Here is a 14,930-nt window from a genome sequence, read left to right as displayed (position 1 = left end):
ATCCACCGCCTTTCTTTTTTGTCGTTGTCCGCTGGACTTAGCTTGCGGCAACAGCTGCTGCGACGACGACCAGCAGGATCAGCGGCAGGATGATGCCCTGCGACGAGCCCTGGGTTTCTTCGACAACAACCGGTGCTTCCACAACCGGCTCTTCCAGGTTGCCGGCATATGCGGTCGAAGCGGCAGCGGTCAGAGCAGCAGCGAGAACGAGTTTCTTCATGTTAACCTCCAAAGTTTGCGTGGCCCCGGGATACTGGAGCCCCGCACCTATGACTTACCTCGTGGTTTTTTCTAAGCAGCAAAGCGTCGAGAATGCAATTGCAACTTGTGCCACCGGCGGCTTGGCGCGCGAAAATGTCGTCAAATTAGCAACACTTGCGTGCCGACCTTGGTCAAAGCGTACAATTCGGCGATATGTTCGTTGAACAGGCCGATGCACCCGTTCGACGACCGCCGCCCGATCTTGCGCGTGTCGTGGGTGCCGTGGATGCGGTAATATTTCCAGCTCAGATACAAAGCATGCGTTCCCAGCGGGTTGTCAGGTCCCGGCGGGATATAGTCGGGCCATTCCGGGTTTCTCTTCTTCATCGAAGGCGTCGGCGACCAACTGGGCCCCACAACCTTGCGGATGACGCTGGTACGGCCACGGCGGGTCAGTTCCTCGGTCAGCGGAACGGAGGACGGGTACAGCTTGTACACCGTCTGATCCTCGGACCAGTAGTGCAACGCGCGCGAAACCGTATCGACCAGAATCGCCCCGTTTCGGATGTTCGAGAAATAGGGCTGCCACTCCATGGCGCGAAACCCGGAAACATTGCGCCGGACCGGCGGTTCGGGTTCGGGCGCGGGGCGCAGTGGATCGCCGGGGATGAACTGCGCGATCGCCGGGCTGGCCAACAGGGACGTGCCCCCGGCCAGGAACCCGCGGCGCGAAGTCAGGTGAACGTTTTTCTTGGCCATGCCAAAAGGTCCTTTGATAATCAGTATTGAAATTCGCAGGCAGTTTATTGCCAGAATGCTTCAGTCGCAAATCAAACCGGCAGAAATACGCGAACATCGGCAATTGGGCCTTTGCGCAATGCGCGCACGCAGGCTATCCCTTTTCGGAACAACGAACTGGGCCTATGATGACGCGTATCTTTTCCTTGCTGCTGATCTGCCTTGTCGCGCTTGCGGCATGTACTGAAACTTCGGGCACTTCGACGCTAGGGGCGGACGGACGACCGCTGCCCAAGGCCTACAAGATCCGCGGCAACCCCGAGAAGCTGCAGTTCCGCATGCTTGATTCCGTCAACGCGCTGCGCCAGGCCTCTGGCCTGCAGCCCGTTCAACTGAATGCTCAGCTGAACGCGGCCGCCGCAACCCACGCCAAGGACATGGCGCGCCAGAATCGCCCTTGGCACTTTGGGTCCGACGGGTCCTCGCCGCTGGACCGCGCGGTGCGCGTCGGCTATCTTGGGACGTTTCGCGGCGAGGCCATCTCGGAGACCTACGAGACCGAAACCGAGACCCTGGCCGCCTGGATGCAGGAGCCCGGCCCGCGGTCGGTCATAATGGATCCGAAGGCAACGCAGATGGGCTTTGCCTGGCACCAGGAAAAGGGCGGAAAGCTCTGGTGGGTTCTGGAAATGGGCACCGGCGGCTGACCTTGCCGCGCGCGGCCAGCCCACGAGGGCCACACCGCCACGTCAGCGGGATCAGGCCGCCTGCACCGATTGCGCAGTGGTCAAAATCGCATACAGCTTGACCGGATCAGGATTGGCCCGCAGCTTGCTGCAGACAGATGTGTCACGCAGCGTCCGCGAAACCAAGGCCAGCGCCTTGAGGTGCTCGACACCGGCATCCTCGGGGGCAAACAGGGCAAAGGCCAGATCCACAGGCTGTCGGTCGACTGAACCGAAGTCGATCGGCTTTTCCAGCATCACGAACACGCCCGCCACGGCGTCCAGACCCGACAGACGTGCATGCGGCAGCGCCACTCCGTGTCCGACACCGGTCGGGCCGAGGCTCTCACGCTCGAGCAGATTATCGACCACGGTCTGAGCATCCAGCCCCAAGGCGCTGGCGGCGACTTCCCCGATTTCCTGAAACAGGCGCTTCTTGCTGGATGCGGCGGACAACACGCGCACCGCTTCGGGCTTCAATATGCTCGAAAGCTCCATTATCTTGCTCCACGGCAATGCCCCCGCCGGTGCGGAGGCAGTGCCTTCATCCTTGCCTGTTACGGATCGATCCAGCCGATGTTTCCATCGTCGCGACGATATACGACATTCAATCCGTCCTTGTTTTCGTTCCGGAACACCAGCACCGGCGCGCCCGCGAGTTCCATCTGCATGACAGCCTCACCAACGCTGAGCGATGGGATCTTGGTTTCCATCTCGGCAACGATGATTGGCTGCAAGGAGTCGGGTTCCTGCTCCGGCTCCGAATCGTTCGAGGCGAGGATATAGGACGACGCCCCGAAGAGTTCAACCGGCTCGGACCGCTCGCGGTGGTGGTCCTTCAGGCGGCGCTTGTAGCGGCGCAACTGCTTCTCCATCTTGTCACAGCACGCCTCGAATGCCGCGTAGATCTCGGTGGCATGGGCCTTGGCCTGAGCCGTCAGGCCGGTGGACAGATGCACGGTGGTTTCACACACATATTCATGCGCTGAACGGGAAAAGACGACGTTGGCGTCCGTTGCGCGCTGGGCATATTTGCCCACAACCTCGCCCAGTTCGGTCTGCACGTGGGTCTGCAGGGCCGCACCGATGTCGATCTGTTTGCCGCTGATTTGGTAACGCATGTGATCTCCTTCACAATTCACACCCCTGTTTGCGCCGCATCATGCGGCAGGCTTGTTGTTATGGGGTGGGGGGTCGAGACGCTGTACGGGGTTGCCGATCATCGCGCCCTTCAACGAAGGGGGATCGAGATCCAGACTGAATCCACGCAAGCGCCATACCCCAATTCAGCCAACAGGCGGCAGCAGAGTCAATCAAAACACGAGCACAGATTCGAGAAAACTGTCGCGGAATCCCTCCGTCATCCGACAAGTTTATGAAATTCTGAAGTTTTCGCCCAAATAGACGCGGCGCACGTTCTCGTTCTCGACGACCTCGTCCGGGGTGCCCGACATCAGAACCTGCCCGTCATGCAGGATATAGGCGCGATCCACGATTTCCAGGGTTTCGCGTACGTTGTGGTCGGTGATCAGCACGCCGATTCCCCGCTTTTTCAAATCGGCCACAAGATGGCGGATGTCCCCTACGCTGATCGGGTCCACCCCCGCAAACGGTTCATCCAGCAGCAGATATTTCGGATCGGCCGCCAGGCAGCGGGCGATTTCGACCCGCCGCCGCTCGCCGCCCGACAAGGCCAGCGCCGGCGCCCGCCGAAGGTGCTCGATCGAAAAATCCGACAGCAGTTCCTCCAGCCGCTCCTTACGCCGATGCGCATGTTTGACCGAGATATCCAGAACCGCGGCGATGTTGTCCTCGACGCTGAGACCGCGGAAGATCGACATCTCCTGCGGCAGATAGCCGATTCCCATCCGCGCCCGCCGATACATCGGCAACGTTGTGACGTTCTGACCGTCCAGCGTCACCGAGCCAGCCTCGGGGAAGACCAGCCCGGCCACGGAATAGAAGGTCGTGGTCTTGCCCGAGCCATTCGGCCCCAGCAGCGCCACGACTTCGGACCGGTCCAGCGTCATCGAGACATCCCGGATCACCGTCTTCTTGCGATAGGATTTCCGCAGCTTGTCGATCTTCAGCCCGGACGCCCCTTCAGCAACGGACAGTTTCGGCCCCGCCATCAATCACCGCCCGACTTGAGGATTGTCTTGACCCGGCCGGTCATGGTCGCGGTTCCGTCCGCCAGATTCGCGACCATCCGATCGCCGCTGATCGTGCTGGGCCCCTGGCTGAGCAGAACGTTGCCTGTCATGACGACAACCCCGCTGTCGATCGTGTATTCCGCCCAATCCCCCTCGGCCGCATCCGGTGGGCTGACCAGCAGAACGTTGTCGGACGCCTCGAGGCGCTCGATCCCCGAGCGGTCCTCGTTGTAGATCACCAGAACCCGATCGGCCGACAGGCGCATCTGGCCCTGCACGACGACGACATTGCCCAGAAACTCGGCCGACCCGTCCTCCTGGTTGACCTTGAGCGTCTCCGACGTGACCTCGACCGGCAGGCTGGGGTCTGCTGCGGCTGCCCCGAACGCCACTTGGGCTTCCTGGGCGCCCGCCGGGGCCGCCACAAAGGCCAATGCGGCACACAAAGGAACTATTCGAAAATCAAACACGGGTTATCTTTCGGTCTTTTTCGGCTCGTATATCAGCTTCACGCCGTCTGTAAAAACAATATGGACGGGGCCGTCGGAATTTTCGGCACCGAAGGTCATCCGCCCGGCCGTGAAGTTGCCGATCGGCCCGGTCCCTGCAACCTGCCCTGGGGTGTCGCCTCGAATCTCGTCTAGCGAGGTGTTCAGAAGATCGGTCGTGACCCGGATACCATCGGTCGTGGTGATGACCACATCGTCGGAGAAGGTCGCCGTGCCCTTGTCGGGGCGGATCAGGCCGGTGTTGGAATCAAGGGTGATGACGCGGCCGCCGTTCAGGCCAAGCTGCCCCTTTAACTCGGCCGCCGTGGGCGCCTCGTCCGCGGTCCCGCGGCTGGCGCGGACGGCTTCCACCTGAATATCCTCGCCCTTGCGGGTGACGCCGCGATAAATTGGCTGCGTCACAAGCTGATTGTTCAGGCGTTCGTCGATATCCTGCTGCGAAAACGGAACCGCCACCTTTGTCTCGATGCTGCGCGACAGCAGAAACACCATCGACAGCAGCAGGATGGCCGCCAGCGGCAGCAGAACCTTGAGGAACTGCACCATGCGCGAATAGCGATCCATCCCGGCCCTCACTCAACCCAGCCCGACGCGCAGGCAGTCGTGGATGTGCAACAGCCCCTGCGCCCGGCGCGGCTGCTCCAGGTCCACTACAAACAACGAGGTGATCTTGCGCGCGTTCATGATCGCCACCGCCTCTTCGGCCAGCGCGTCGGGCGCGATGGTCGTGGGGTTGGCAGTCATGACTTGGGCCGCCGTGTTGTTCAGCAACCCGTCCATATGCCGGCGCAGGTCGCCGTCGGTGATGATGCCGACCAGGGTGCCCTCTGCATCGGTCACGCCGACCACGCCAAAGCCCTTCTGGCTGATCTCGATCAGCGCGTCGCTCATCGGGGTGTCGGCCGACACCAGCGGCAGTGCGTCGCCGCTATGCATCAGGTCGCGCACCGCGCTCAGCTGCGCACCCAGCTTGCCGCCGGGATGGAAGGCGCGGAAATCCTCGGGCTTGAAATCGCGGTATTTCATTAACGCGATCGCCAGCGCATCGCCCATAGCCAGTGTCAGCGTGGTCGAGATCGAGGGCACCATGCCGTATCCGCAAGCCTCGCCCAGCGCGGGGATCAGCAGATGCACGTCAGCCTGCTTCATCAGCGTACTGTCCAGCCGGCTGGACAGGCCGATCAGCGGAATCCCGAACCGCCGGGTAAAGGCCAGCAGGTTGGCCAGTTCCGGCGCCTCGCCGGAATTCGATATCGCCAGCACCACGTCGTCCTTGGACACCATGCCCAAGTCGCCGTGGCTGGCCTCGGCCGGATGCACGAAATAGGCGGGCGTGCCGGTGCTGGCCAACGTGGCCGCGATCTTGTGCCCGATATGGCCCGACTTGCCGATGCCGCTGACGATCAGCCGGCCCTTGGCCTGCAGGATCAGCCGCACCGCGTCGGCGAAACGGTCATCCAGCCCTTCGGCCAGAACCTCGAGCGCGCGGGCCTCGTCGGTGACGACCTGCCGGGCGGTTTTCAAAAAGGAGTCGGTATCGGTCATGAGTGCGCAAAAATGTCGGTTTCGGGCCAGCCCGCCAGATCCAGCCTGGCGCGCATCGGCAGGAAGTCGAAACAGGCCTGCGCCATCTCGGTCCGGCCCTCGCGTTCGAGCCGCGCATCCAACGCCGCGCGCAGCTGGTGCAGGTACAGAACGTCCGAAGCGGCATAGTCCAGCTGCGCCCCGGTCAGGGTCTCGGCACCCCAGTCGCTCATCTGCTGTTGTTTCGAAATGTCGATGCCCAGCAGCTCTTGGCACAGGTTCTTCAACCCGTGCCGGTCGGTATAGGTGCGCACCAGGCGGCTGGCGATCTTGGTGCAATAGACCGGCGCCGCCAGCGCGCCGAAAGCGTGGTACAGCGCGGCGATGTCAAAGCGGCCGAAGTGGAACAGTTTCAGCACCTCGGGGTTTTCCAGCATGGCGCACAGGTTCGGGGCCTCGGTCTGACCCTTTTCCACCTGCACGATGTGGCTGTGGCCGTCGCCGCCCGACATCTGGATCACGCACAGACGGTCGCGATGCGGGTTCAGGCCCATGGTTTCGCAATCGATGGCCACGACGGGGCCCAGGTCCAGCCCGTCGGGCAGGTCGTTCTTGTAAAGGTAGTTCGCCACGAATGTTTCCTTTGCACGGTGGTGTCACCGAAATAGGGTGTTTGACCCGCAAACTCAACGCCATCCGCCCCATGGCGGTACTCGGGTGTCATTGCGGTTGAGGCATCTACGTCCGGCGCATAGGGTCGGGTCATGACTCAACCGTCCTGTGCCTCGTCTGAACAAACTACCGCCCGCCCGAGCGACGGTGGCCCCCACGACGCGCGCCGGGCCGTTTCAGGGTTTGCGCGGTGCTGAACATTCTGCGGAACCGGACGTACCGTCACCTTCTGGCCGCGCAGGTGGTGGCGCTGCTGGGCACCGGGCTGGCGACCGTGGCGCTGGGGTTGCTGGCCTATGATCTGGCCGGCGAGTCCGCCGCGATGGTGCTGGGCACGGCCCTGACCATCAAGATGATCGCCTATGTCACGATTGCACCCATCGCCGCGGCTTTTGCCGAAAGGCTGGACCGCCGCCGCATGCTGGTGACGCTGGACATGGTGCGGGCCGCGGTCGCGCTGTGCCTGCCTCTCGTGACCGAGGTCTGGCAGGTCTATGTGTTGATCTTCGTGCTGCAATCGGCCTCGGCCGGGTTCACGCCCGCGTTCCAGGCCACGATACCCGATGTTCTGACCGACGAGCAGGATTACACCAAGGCCCTGTCGCTGTCGCGACTGGCCTATGATCTGGAGAACCTTGTCAGCCCGATGCTGGCAGCGCTGCTGCTGCTGGTCGTCAGCTTCGACAGCCTGTTCTGGGGAACGGCGCTGGGCTTTGCGGCCTCGGCCTTGCTGGTGGTCTCGGTGGTCCTGCCCTCGCCCACGCCCCGTCAGCCACGTGGGGTCTTTGACCGAACAACACGCGGTATTCGCATCTATCTGCGGACACCGCGCCTGCGTGGCCTTTTGGCGCTGAGCTGGACCGTCGCCGCCCTCAGCGCGATGGTTCTGGTCAATACCGTGGTGATCGTGCGCAGCGACCTGAGCCTGCAGGACAGCGCCGTGGCGATCGCCCTGGCCGGGTTTGGCGGCGGGTCGATGCTGGCGGCTTTCGTGCTCCCGGCGCTGCTGGAGCGTCTGCCGGATCGCCGCGTGATGCTGGCCGGCGCAACGCTGGCGACCGCGACCATGGCTACCGCTGCGCTGCTGTCCGCGGTGGTGCCGATGTCGCTGGCGATGCTGACCACGCTTTGGGCGCTTGTGGGTTTCGGCTATTCCTGCACGCTGACCCCATCCGGGCGGCTGCTGACCCGATCCGCCCATCCCGAGGACCGCGCGGCCGTGTTCGCCGCCCAGTTCACCCTGTCACATGCCTGCTGGCTGGTTCTGTATCCGCTGTCGGGCTGGCTGATGACGCAACATGGGGCGACAGTGGCGATGGCCGCGCTGACCGTTATGGCCTTGGGCGGCCTGATGCTGGCCGCCTGGACCTGGCCCGCATTCCAGCCGCGGTCCATCGCGCATGACCACCCGGACCTGCCGGCCGATCACCCGCATCTGTCCGGGCCCGATCCGCATGCGCACCCAATTATCATCGACGACCTGCACCCCCGATATCCGCACAAACCTTGAGGGCGACCGCCCTCTTGCCGTAGACCCGAACCACTCGACCGACAGCCGAAAGCCCCATGGACCAGCTTGACCGCCGCATCATCGCCGCCCTACAGCACAACGCGCGCGCCTCGACCACGCAGATCGCGGCGCGTCTGGGCGTGGCCCGGACCACCGTGCACGAACGTATCCGTCGGATGGAGGAAACAGGCGTGATCGCGGGCTACTCGGTCCTGCTGGGCCGGACCGACGACACGCCCAGGGTGCAGGTCGTGGTGCTGCTCGAGGTGCAGCAGAAAGAGACATCGCGCATCATCAAGCGGCTGGAAGCCTATCCCGAGGTCAAGCTGTGTCTGTCGATCAACGGCGAGTTCGACCTGCTTCTGTCAGCCGAAGCCCCCCGGATCGAGGATCTGGACATCCTAGTGGACGAGCTGGCCAAGATCCCCGGCGTGCTGCGCACGAATACCAGCGTCGTGTTCGGCCGTCGGATCGACCGGAGCTGATCGGCGCTAACCCTCTGTAAACCGAAAGCTGGCTAGTTTGGCCCGGTCAGAAGAATCCCGGACCGGCAGAATGCCAGAACTCAAGATCGTTTTCCTATCGCTGTGGGTGCAGGCCATGGTCGCCACGGTGGCCTTCGCCGTACCGGACATGCACACCGCCGGCATCTGCGACCGGTCGGCCCGGCGCGCCGCCCGGGCCGAGGGTGTCCCGCTGGATGTCATGCAGGCCATCACACGGGTGGAAACCGGGCGCCGCGTCGATGGCAGCCTGCACCCCTGGCCCTGGACCGTGAACCTGGAAGGCAAGGGATACTGGTTCGGGTCCGAGGCCGAGGCCAAGGCCTATGTGTTCGAGGTGTTCAAATCGGGCGCCCGCAGCTTTGATGTGGGCTGTTTCCAGATCAATTATCGCTGGCACGGCAAGGCGTTCCGGTCAATCGACGCGATGTTCGACCCCGATCAGAATTCTGCCTATGCGGCGCAGTTTCTCAAACAGCTTTATGCTGAACATGGCGACTGGTCGGCCGCTGTCGGCGCCTATCACTCACGCACCCCAGAATATGCTCGCAGATATGTCACCCGGTTCCAGACGGTTCTGGCCGCGCTGTCTGACACGCCCGAACCGGCCGCCCGTCAGGCGGTCGACCCGTTCCACCGCTCCGCGCTGCCGTTGATCCCGCTCGGCCCCTCCCCTGCCAAGGTCGACCGCCCCGCCCTGGGATCACTGGTTCCGGTATCCGGGACCGCAGTGGCCTTCATCACGTTCGATCAGGAGTGACGCGTGCCGAAACTTGACCCAAGGACCTTGTTTTCACCCACGGTTCTTCTGGCGCTGGCGCTGATGACCGTGATCGTGATGATGATTCTGCCTATGCCGTCCTGGGTGCTCGACATCGGGCTGTCGGCCTCGTTCGCACTGGCGATTTTGATCTTCACCCTGACCCTGTTCATCGAGCGCCCGCTGGATTTTTCGTCCTTCCCGACGATCCTGCTGGCCTCGCTGATGCTGCGGCTGTCGCTGAACGTGTCCTCGACCAAGCTGATCATCGGGCAGGGCCACACCGGCCCCAACGCCGCCGGCGACGTGATCGAAGGCTTTGCCCAATTCGTGATGAGTGGCAGCATCTTCCTGGGTCTCGTCGTGTTCGGTGTGCTGCTGATCGTGAATTTCATGGTCATCACCAAGGGCGCCGCGCGCATGGCCGAGGTCGGTGCAAGGTTTGCGCTGGACGGGATGCCGGGCAAGCAGCTGGCCATCGACGCCGACATGTCGGCCGGTGCGATCGACCACCAGCAAGCCAAGGAACGGCGCGAGCTTGAACAGCAGGAAACCACGTTTTTCGGCTCGCTGGACGGGGCGTCGAAATTCGTCAAGGGCGATGCGGTCGCCGGGCTGCTGATCACTCTTCTGAACCTCGTGATGGGGCTGATCATGGGGGTGATCGTGCATGGCATGCCGCTTGCCTCGGCATTCGAAACCTATGCCATCCTGACCGTGGGCGACGGATTGGTGTCGCAGATTCCGGCCGTGATCATCTCGATCGCATCGGCCCTGTTGCTCGCGCGCGGCGGCACGCAGGGCGCCACCGACAACGCGTTGTTCTCGCAACTGGGCCGGCATCCGGCGGCGCTGGGCACGGTGGCGGTGCTGATGGCTCTGTTCGCGCTGGTGCCGGGCCTGCCCTTCCTGCCCTTCATTCTGGGCGGGGCGGTCCTAGGCTATGCCGCCTATCACGTTCACAAGAAACAGAAGGCCGAGGCCTTGGCCGCGCGATCGCCGGCTCCCGAAGCCCAGGCGCCGTCCGCGCAGGCGATCGGCGATGTTCTGGACCTGGACGATGTGCATTTGGAGTTCGCGCCCGATCTGGTCAGCATGGTTCTGAACCCCGGAACCGGTCTGGATGCGCGGATCGCCAACATGCGGACCTATGTCGCCTCGAGCTTCGGCTTGATCCTGCCCGAGATCCGCCTGACCGACCGTGCCGATCTGCCGATGGGCACCTATGTGATCAAGGTGCAGGGGGTCGAACAGGCCCGCGGCGTGCTGCACCCCGACCTGATCCTGGCGCTTGTGCAGGAAGGCGCTGATCTTCTGCCCGACGGCAATGATGTGACCGAACCGGTCTATGGTGCCCCGGCCCGGTGGATCCTGCCCAAGGACCAAGAGGCCGCCGCCCTGAGCGGTGCCACCATCGTGACCCCACCCGAGATCCTGGCCACACACCTTCTAGAGATCATCAAACAGAATTTCTCGCGCCTGCTGACGCTCAAATCCTTGCGCCGCCTGCTGTCCGAGATGACCCGCCTCAGTGATCCCGCACGGGCTGAGGCCAACCGCAAACTGCTGGACGAACTGATCCCCGACAAGGTTCCGATCGACACGCTGCATGCGGTGCTGCGGCTGCTGCTGGACGAGCGGGTCTCGATCCGCAACATGGCGCTGATACTCGAAAGCGTGGCCGAGGCGCGGATGACCACGACCCAGCCCGAAGCCATCTGCGAAATTGTGCGCCAGCGGCTGGGCTTCCAACTGGTGGCCGAACTAAAGCGCACAGACGGCTCGATACCGCTGATCCAACTGGCACCGGAATGGGAAGAGACCTTCGCGACCTACCAGATCGACGCGCCTGGCGCCGGATTGGATGTGGCGCTGCCGCCCAACCTGTTCAACAAACTTGCGGACGGAGCCGTGCAGGCCTTGGCCAGAACTGCGGATCAGGGGTTGTATCCGGCCCTGGTCACATCCACCCGCCGCCGCAGATTGTTGCGTACGATCCTGCAGGCGCGCGGCGTGTCGAACCCGGTTCTGTCGTTCGAGGAAATCGGGCTCGAGGCGCGGCCAGCATTGGTCGGGACGGTGCCGGCATGATCGCCCTGCCTCCGGCGCTGCTCGACCAGTTGGGAGCCGGGCTTTGGCTGGCTTTCGTCGTGTTTCTGCGCGTTTCGGCCTTTGTGTCTCTGCTGCCCGCCTTCGGCGAGCGCAGCATTCCCACCCGAGTCAAACTGGGCGCGGCCATCGCCTTCACCCTGCTGATCGCTCCGGCGGTACCGGGGCCGGAAGTTTCTGCAGGCCTGCTACCGCTGGTGAAGGCAATCCTGACGGAGACCCTGATCGGGCTGTTTCTAGGTTTTGGTCTGCGGTTGTTCGTGCTGGCGCTGCAAACCGCCGGTTCGATCGCGGCCCAGGCAACCTCGCTTTCCCAGATCCTGGGGGGCGCTGCGGCCGATCCGGTGCCCGCCATGGGGTATCTGATGACACTGGCGGGGCTGGCATTGGCGACGGTGATGGGCCTCCACATCCGCGCGGCGCAATTCCTGATCTACAGCTACGCGCTGTTTCCGATCGGCCGCGCACCCGCAGCATCAGATCTGTCGCAATGGGGCGTGGCCCAGATTTCCCGCAGCTTTTCCCTGGCCTTCGGGCTGGCAGCCCCATTCGTCATCGCCTCGCTGATCTACAACCTGGCCCTGGGTGTCATCAACCGGGCCATGCCCCAGTTGATGGTTGCCTTCGTGGGAGCGCCCGCGATTACCTTCGCCGGCCTGTTTCTTCTGTTTGCCGGAACGCCCATCATCCTGTCCACCTGGAGCGACGCCATGCTCGCGTTTCTCAACGACCCGGTCGGAGCCAGCCCATGAGCAGCCAGGACGACGACACCGATAAGTCGTTCGAAGCCACACCGCAGAAGCTTCGGAAGGCACGCGAAAAAGGCGAGGTGGTCAAGTCCAATGACCTGTCCGCCGTGGCGGCCTATGCCGGGCTGACGATCGCACTGATCGTTGTCGGCCACTACTCTGCAGAGCACTCGGGCTCGGCCTTCGTGGTCTTGATCGACCAGTCTTTCGCCCTCGGCCCGCTGCTGGTCACCGGATCGTCCAGCGGGCCGGTGGGAGGATTGATGGCGGTCGTTGCAAGCTCTGCCGGTGCGCTGCTGGCCGTGCCTGCCATCATGGTACTTCTGAATCTTCTGGCGCAAAGGGCGCTGGTCTTTGCCCCCAGCAAACTGAAGCCGAAACTGTCACGCGTTTCCATCCCGTCAAACGCAAAAAACAAGTTCGGCCGCGGAGGTTTGTTCGAGTTTGCCAAAAGCTTTGCAAAGCTGGTCATCTACAGCGTCTGCCTGGCATTATTTCTGCACGCAAACCTGTCCCAGATCCTGTCGGCCGCGGCGGCGCCGCCCAAGGCGTCGATCATTTTGCTGATGAACCTGCTGCTGCGCTTTCTCTTCATCGTGGTTGCCGTGACGCTCGCGATCGGCGCCATCGATTATCTTTGGCAATACGGCGAACACATGCGAAAGAACCGGATGTCGCGAAAGGAATTGCAGGACGAAACCAAAGAGTCCGAAGGCGACCCCCACCTGAAGCAGCATCGCAGACAGCGCGCGCAGGAAATCGCGACCACGCAAATGATGGCGAACGTACCAAAGGCCGACGTGGTCATCGTCAACCCTACGCATTATGCCGTTGCACTGAAATGGTCGCGCGCGCCCGGAACGGCGCCCGCCTGCGTGGCCAAGGGGGTCGATGAAGTTGCGGCGACGATCCGAAAAACCGCGATCGAGGCCGGCGTTCCCATCCATTCCGACCCGCCGACGGCGCGCGCGCTGCATGCGACGGTCGAAATCGGTCAGGAAATCCCTGAAAACTACTATCGCCCCGTCGCCGCGGCCATCCGCTTTGCCGAAGCCATGCGCAAACGCGCCAGAAAAGGTATCTGATGAAGGCAGACAAGCTCTCGAACCTTGTTGCGGTGACCGCCGCCGCCTTTGAAAAAGAACATCAAAAGCTGCGCCCGATCCTGGAACAGGAGGCCCGTGTTCGAAACCGGATCTCGCAACTGGACGCACAGCTGGCACAGGTCCGTTCGACGGCCGCCGACGCGACGGGCTACAGAATGGCCGGCGCCGACGTCATTTGGTACGGCTGGGAGGCATCAACACGCAGGCAACTGAACGCCGAGCTGGCTCGGATCCGGTCGCAGAAGCTTGCGATGATGGACGGGTTGCGTCAGGCCTTCGGGCGGAAACAAGCATTGGAGAAACTTGTGGAACGGCAAGCGACCGCGCTGCGGCGCGCACACCTGCGAAAAACCGATTGAGGCGACACCGCCACGACTGGAGAGGAGCCGTCAGGTATCCTGACGGCTCATGCTGACGATCAACACGCGGTTGACTTCATCCCCAAGGTCTTTCCTGGCGGCCTCCAAAAGAGATCGGCGCAAGGTTTCCATGTTGTCCGAATGGGTGAACGCCCCGTCAAACCCCCCCATGTTCGCATGGTCGAACAACACCTGAAGGAACGCGTCACGTAACTTCGGTTCGAGCCTGTAGAACGTGTCTTCGTTGCCGGGCTGGGCTTCGAGGCTGAGCGACACAGTGACCAGGGCGGAAATCCTGTCATCCTCCACCAACGGCACAACGAACTGCTTCGTTAGCTTGAGGTACTCATAGCTCGCTTCCTCGCCTTTCTTCCCGTGCGCATTGTCATCACGGGAACCCGCCAGCGCAGTTTGGGTCTGTGGTATTTCCTCTTCGGCTTGGGGGGGGGCCTTCTTTGCGCTCTCTCCATTTCCCTGGGCTTCAGCCGACTTGTTCGGCGCAAGGAAAAGGCCGGCTGCGGCGCCCGCGCCCAGCCCCACGACCAAAAACATGATGGGCAACAGTTTTTTCATCTCGCGTCACTTTCAAAACGGCAACAGGGCGTCCAGAACCTGCTGCCCGTACCTGGGCTGCTGGACATCGGTGATCTGGCCGCGGCCACCGTAGGACACGCGGGCCGAGGCGATCTTGTCGTAGGTGATCTCGTTCTGGCGCGAGATATCCTGCGGTCGCACATAGCCCGAAACCAGAAGTTCCCGCAGTTCGAAGTTCACCCGCAACTCCTGTGACCCGGAGATCGACAGAACGCCGTTGGGCAGCACGTCCACGACGGTTGCAGCCACGCGCAGCGTCAGCTTTTCCTTTCGCTTGACCGATCCCTTCCCCTTGCTTGAGGATGCCGAGTCGATGGAAACGGCCTCATCCAGGGATGCGCCCTCCGGCAAGTGACCGGCCGCCCGCTGCGGCAGGCCGAACAGGCCCGGTATCTTCAGCTCGTCCGACCCGCTGCGCGAGCGGCTGGTGTCATTCGAAATTTCTGCTTTTTCGTCCAATTCGATCACAACCGTGAGGATATCGCCCTTTTTCATCGCACGTTGGTCACCCAGCAATGATTGCTGACCACCGCTCCATAGCGACGCACGATCGACCGCGCGCTGCGGTTGCGTGTGCAGAGGCAGGCCGGGCCACAGCATGGCGACATGTTCAGGCGATTCCGTGTTGGGCGACAGGCTTGGCGGCTTGCCCAGATGGTCCAGACGCCCGCAGGCGGCCAATGCCAGGATGGAAAGAAGCAGTGTTGAGACTTTCATG

Annotated in this window: 19 protein-coding genes; 8 read left to right on the top strand and 11 right to left on the bottom strand. The window is 62.8% G+C overall.

What is annotated here, in order from left to right:
- Positions 1-37 precede the first annotated feature (37 nt).
- Together AC2FMD_RS09460 and AC2FMD_RS09455 are read right to left on the bottom strand one after the other, a co-directional pair.
- The gene (locus AC2FMD_RS09460) at positions 38-220 is read right to left on the bottom strand and encodes a hypothetical protein (protein ID WP_010442520.1); all 183 of its coding nucleotides are present in this window, start codon (positions 218-220) and stop codon (positions 38-40) included.
- A 140-nt stretch (positions 221-360) separates the two neighbouring features.
- Positions 361-960 carry a L,D-transpeptidase gene (locus AC2FMD_RS09455; RefSeq protein ID WP_496741421.1) on the bottom strand — a complete coding sequence of 200 codons (600 nt, stop codon included), beginning with the start codon at positions 958-960 and terminating at the stop codon, positions 361-363.
- Between the two features lie 167 nt (positions 961-1,127).
- On the opposite strand from AC2FMD_RS09455, the gene dalA reads away from it, so the two are divergent.
- A complete protein-coding gene (gene dalA, locus AC2FMD_RS09450; RefSeq protein WP_496741419.1) occupies positions 1,128-1,646 on the top strand; it encodes a divisome-associated lipoprotein DalA in 519 nt (172 codons plus the stop codon).
- A 51-nt stretch (positions 1,647-1,697) separates the two neighbouring features.
- Here the strand turns inward: dalA and ptsN are convergent, their stop codons facing one another.
- The 7 genes from ptsN to AC2FMD_RS09415 all read right to left on the bottom strand — a co-directional run bounded on the left by ptsN (position 1,698) and on the right by AC2FMD_RS09415 (position 6,482).
- Complete coding sequence (gene ptsN / locus AC2FMD_RS09445) at positions 1,698-2,162, bottom strand: PTS IIA-like nitrogen regulatory protein PtsN (RefSeq protein ID WP_496680476.1); 465 nt, start codon at positions 2,160-2,162, stop codon at positions 1,698-1,700.
- 59 nt (positions 2,163-2,221) lie between these two features.
- Positions 2,222-2,785: a ribosome hibernation-promoting factor, HPF/YfiA family gene (gene hpf, locus AC2FMD_RS09440; protein WP_496680477.1), complete on the bottom strand. Its 564-nt coding sequence runs from the start codon at positions 2,783-2,785 to the stop codon at positions 2,222-2,224.
- 252 nt (positions 2,786-3,037) lie between these two features.
- Positions 3,038-3,796 carry an LPS export ABC transporter ATP-binding protein gene (lptB, locus tag AC2FMD_RS09435; protein WP_496680478.1) on the bottom strand — a complete coding sequence of 253 codons (759 nt, stop codon included), beginning with the start codon at positions 3,794-3,796 and terminating at the stop codon, positions 3,038-3,040.
- The gene (locus AC2FMD_RS09430) at positions 3,796-4,287 is read right to left on the bottom strand and encodes an LptA/OstA family protein (RefSeq protein ID WP_496712754.1); all 492 of its coding nucleotides are present in this window, start codon (positions 4,285-4,287) and stop codon (positions 3,796-3,798) included. Before AC2FMD_RS09430 ends, lptB begins: the two co-directional genes overlap by 1 nt.
- A 3-nt stretch (positions 4,288-4,290) precedes the next feature.
- Positions 4,291-4,890, bottom strand: a complete 600-nt coding sequence (lptC, locus tag AC2FMD_RS09425; RefSeq protein WP_496794956.1) for an LPS export ABC transporter periplasmic protein LptC — start codon at positions 4,888-4,890, stop codon at positions 4,291-4,293.
- Positions 4,891-4,902: 12 nt separating this feature from the next.
- Positions 4,903-5,871, bottom strand: coding sequence for a KpsF/GutQ family sugar-phosphate isomerase (locus AC2FMD_RS09420; protein WP_496794955.1), 969 nt, complete (start codon positions 5,869-5,871; stop codon positions 4,903-4,905).
- Positions 5,868-6,482, bottom strand: coding sequence for a ribonuclease D (locus AC2FMD_RS09415; RefSeq protein ID WP_496680484.1), 615 nt, complete (start codon positions 6,480-6,482; stop codon positions 5,868-5,870). Before AC2FMD_RS09415 ends, AC2FMD_RS09420 begins: the two co-directional genes overlap by 4 nt.
- A gap of 230 nt (positions 6,483-6,712) precedes the next feature.
- Here AC2FMD_RS09415 and AC2FMD_RS09410 point away from each other — a divergent pair, with 230 nt between their 5' ends.
- The 7 genes from AC2FMD_RS09410 to AC2FMD_RS09380 all read left to right on the top strand — a co-directional run bounded on the left by AC2FMD_RS09410 (position 6,713) and on the right by AC2FMD_RS09380 (position 13,618).
- On the top strand, positions 6,713-8,032 hold the full coding sequence (locus AC2FMD_RS09410) for an MFS transporter (RefSeq protein WP_496741415.1): 1,320 nt from the start codon (positions 6,713-6,715) through the stop codon (positions 8,030-8,032).
- A gap of 56 nt (positions 8,033-8,088) precedes the next feature.
- Positions 8,089-8,517, top strand: a complete 429-nt coding sequence (locus AC2FMD_RS09405; protein ID WP_496680486.1) for an Lrp/AsnC family transcriptional regulator — start codon at positions 8,089-8,091, stop codon at positions 8,515-8,517.
- A gap of 70 nt (positions 8,518-8,587) precedes the next feature.
- Entirely contained in the window at positions 8,588-9,295 is a 708-nt protein-coding gene (locus AC2FMD_RS09400) for a lytic transglycosylase domain-containing protein (RefSeq protein ID WP_496741413.1), read from the top strand.
- A gap of 63 nt (positions 9,296-9,358) precedes the next feature.
- The gene (flhA, locus tag AC2FMD_RS09395; protein WP_496741607.1) at positions 9,359-11,386 is read left to right on the top strand and encodes a flagellar biosynthesis protein FlhA; all 2,028 of its coding nucleotides are present in this window, start codon (positions 9,359-9,361) and stop codon (positions 11,384-11,386) included.
- The gene (locus AC2FMD_RS09390) at positions 11,383-12,156 is read left to right on the top strand and encodes a flagellar biosynthetic protein FliR (RefSeq protein ID WP_496741411.1); all 774 of its coding nucleotides are present in this window, start codon (positions 11,383-11,385) and stop codon (positions 12,154-12,156) included. The genes flhA and AC2FMD_RS09390 overlap by 4 nt, the downstream gene beginning before the upstream one ends.
- The gene (flhB, locus tag AC2FMD_RS09385) at positions 12,153-13,238 is read left to right on the top strand and encodes a flagellar type III secretion system protein FlhB (protein WP_496741409.1); all 1,086 of its coding nucleotides are present in this window, start codon (positions 12,153-12,155) and stop codon (positions 13,236-13,238) included. The genes AC2FMD_RS09390 and flhB overlap by 4 nt, the downstream gene beginning before the upstream one ends.
- A gap of 32 nt (positions 13,239-13,270) precedes the next feature.
- Positions 13,271-13,618: a hypothetical protein gene (locus AC2FMD_RS09380; RefSeq protein WP_496741407.1), complete on the top strand. Its 348-nt coding sequence runs from the start codon at positions 13,271-13,273 to the stop codon at positions 13,616-13,618.
- Positions 13,619-13,648: 30 nt separating this feature from the next.
- Here the strand turns inward: AC2FMD_RS09380 and AC2FMD_RS09375 are convergent, their stop codons facing one another.
- Together AC2FMD_RS09375 and flgH are read right to left on the bottom strand one after the other, a co-directional pair.
- Positions 13,649-14,191: a flagellar basal body-associated FliL family protein gene (locus AC2FMD_RS09375; protein WP_496712742.1), complete on the bottom strand. Its 543-nt coding sequence runs from the start codon at positions 14,189-14,191 to the stop codon at positions 13,649-13,651.
- Positions 14,192-14,203: 12 nt separating this feature from the next.
- Positions 14,204-14,929 carry a flagellar basal body L-ring protein FlgH gene (gene flgH, locus AC2FMD_RS09370; RefSeq protein ID WP_496794954.1) on the bottom strand — a complete coding sequence of 242 codons (726 nt, stop codon included), beginning with the start codon at positions 14,927-14,929 and terminating at the stop codon, positions 14,204-14,206.
- Position 14,930 lies beyond the last annotated feature (1 nt).

It is taken from the genome of Ruegeria sp. BHSC276, assembly GCF_059612945.1.
The sequence above is the reverse complement of the archived record's forward strand: the minus strand, read 5'-3'. Positions and strand labels throughout refer to the sequence as shown.

Excerpts from the sequence above, each read along its gene's own strand:
- flhB (WP_496741409.1), top strand. The coding sequence starts at position 12,153 with ATGAGCAGCCAGGACGACGACACCGATAAGTCGTTCGAAGCCACACCG.
- AC2FMD_RS09375 (WP_496712742.1), bottom strand. The coding sequence starts at position 14,191 with ATGAAAAAACTGTTGCCCATCATGTTTTTGGTCGTGGGGCTGGGCGCG.
- AC2FMD_RS09420 (WP_496794955.1), bottom strand. The coding sequence starts at position 5,871 with ATGACCGATACCGACTCCTTTTTGAAAACCGCCCGGCAGGTCGTCACC.
- AC2FMD_RS09390 (WP_496741411.1), top strand. The coding sequence starts at position 11,383 with ATGATCGCCCTGCCTCCGGCGCTGCTCGACCAGTTGGGAGCCGGGCTT.
- dalA (WP_496741419.1), top strand. The coding sequence starts at position 1,128 with ATGACGCGTATCTTTTCCTTGCTGCTGATCTGCCTTGTCGCGCTTGCG.
- ptsN (WP_496680476.1), bottom strand. The coding sequence starts at position 2,162 with ATGGAGCTTTCGAGCATATTGAAGCCCGAAGCGGTGCGCGTGTTGTCC.
- lptC (WP_496794956.1), bottom strand. The coding sequence starts at position 4,890 with ATGGATCGCTATTCGCGCATGGTGCAGTTCCTCAAGGTTCTGCTGCCG.
- AC2FMD_RS09405 (WP_496680486.1), top strand. The coding sequence starts at position 8,089 with ATGGACCAGCTTGACCGCCGCATCATCGCCGCCCTACAGCACAACGCG.
- lptB (WP_496680478.1), bottom strand. The coding sequence starts at position 3,796 with ATGGCGGGGCCGAAACTGTCCGTTGCTGAAGGGGCGTCCGGGCTGAAG.
- AC2FMD_RS09460 (WP_010442520.1), bottom strand. The coding sequence starts at position 220 with ATGAAGAAACTCGTTCTCGCTGCTGCTCTGACCGCTGCCGCTTCGACC.
- flhA (WP_496741607.1), top strand. The coding sequence starts at position 9,359 with ATGACCGTGATCGTGATGATGATTCTGCCTATGCCGTCCTGGGTGCTC.
- AC2FMD_RS09400 (WP_496741413.1), top strand. The coding sequence starts at position 8,588 with ATGCCAGAACTCAAGATCGTTTTCCTATCGCTGTGGGTGCAGGCCATG.
- hpf (WP_496680477.1), bottom strand. The coding sequence starts at position 2,785 with ATGCGTTACCAAATCAGCGGCAAACAGATCGACATCGGTGCGGCCCTG.
- AC2FMD_RS09455 (WP_496741421.1), bottom strand. The coding sequence starts at position 960 with ATGGCCAAGAAAAACGTTCACCTGACTTCGCGCCGCGGGTTCCTGGCC.
- flgH (WP_496794954.1), bottom strand. The coding sequence starts at position 14,929 with ATGAAAGTCTCAACACTGCTTCTTTCCATCCTGGCATTGGCCGCCTGC.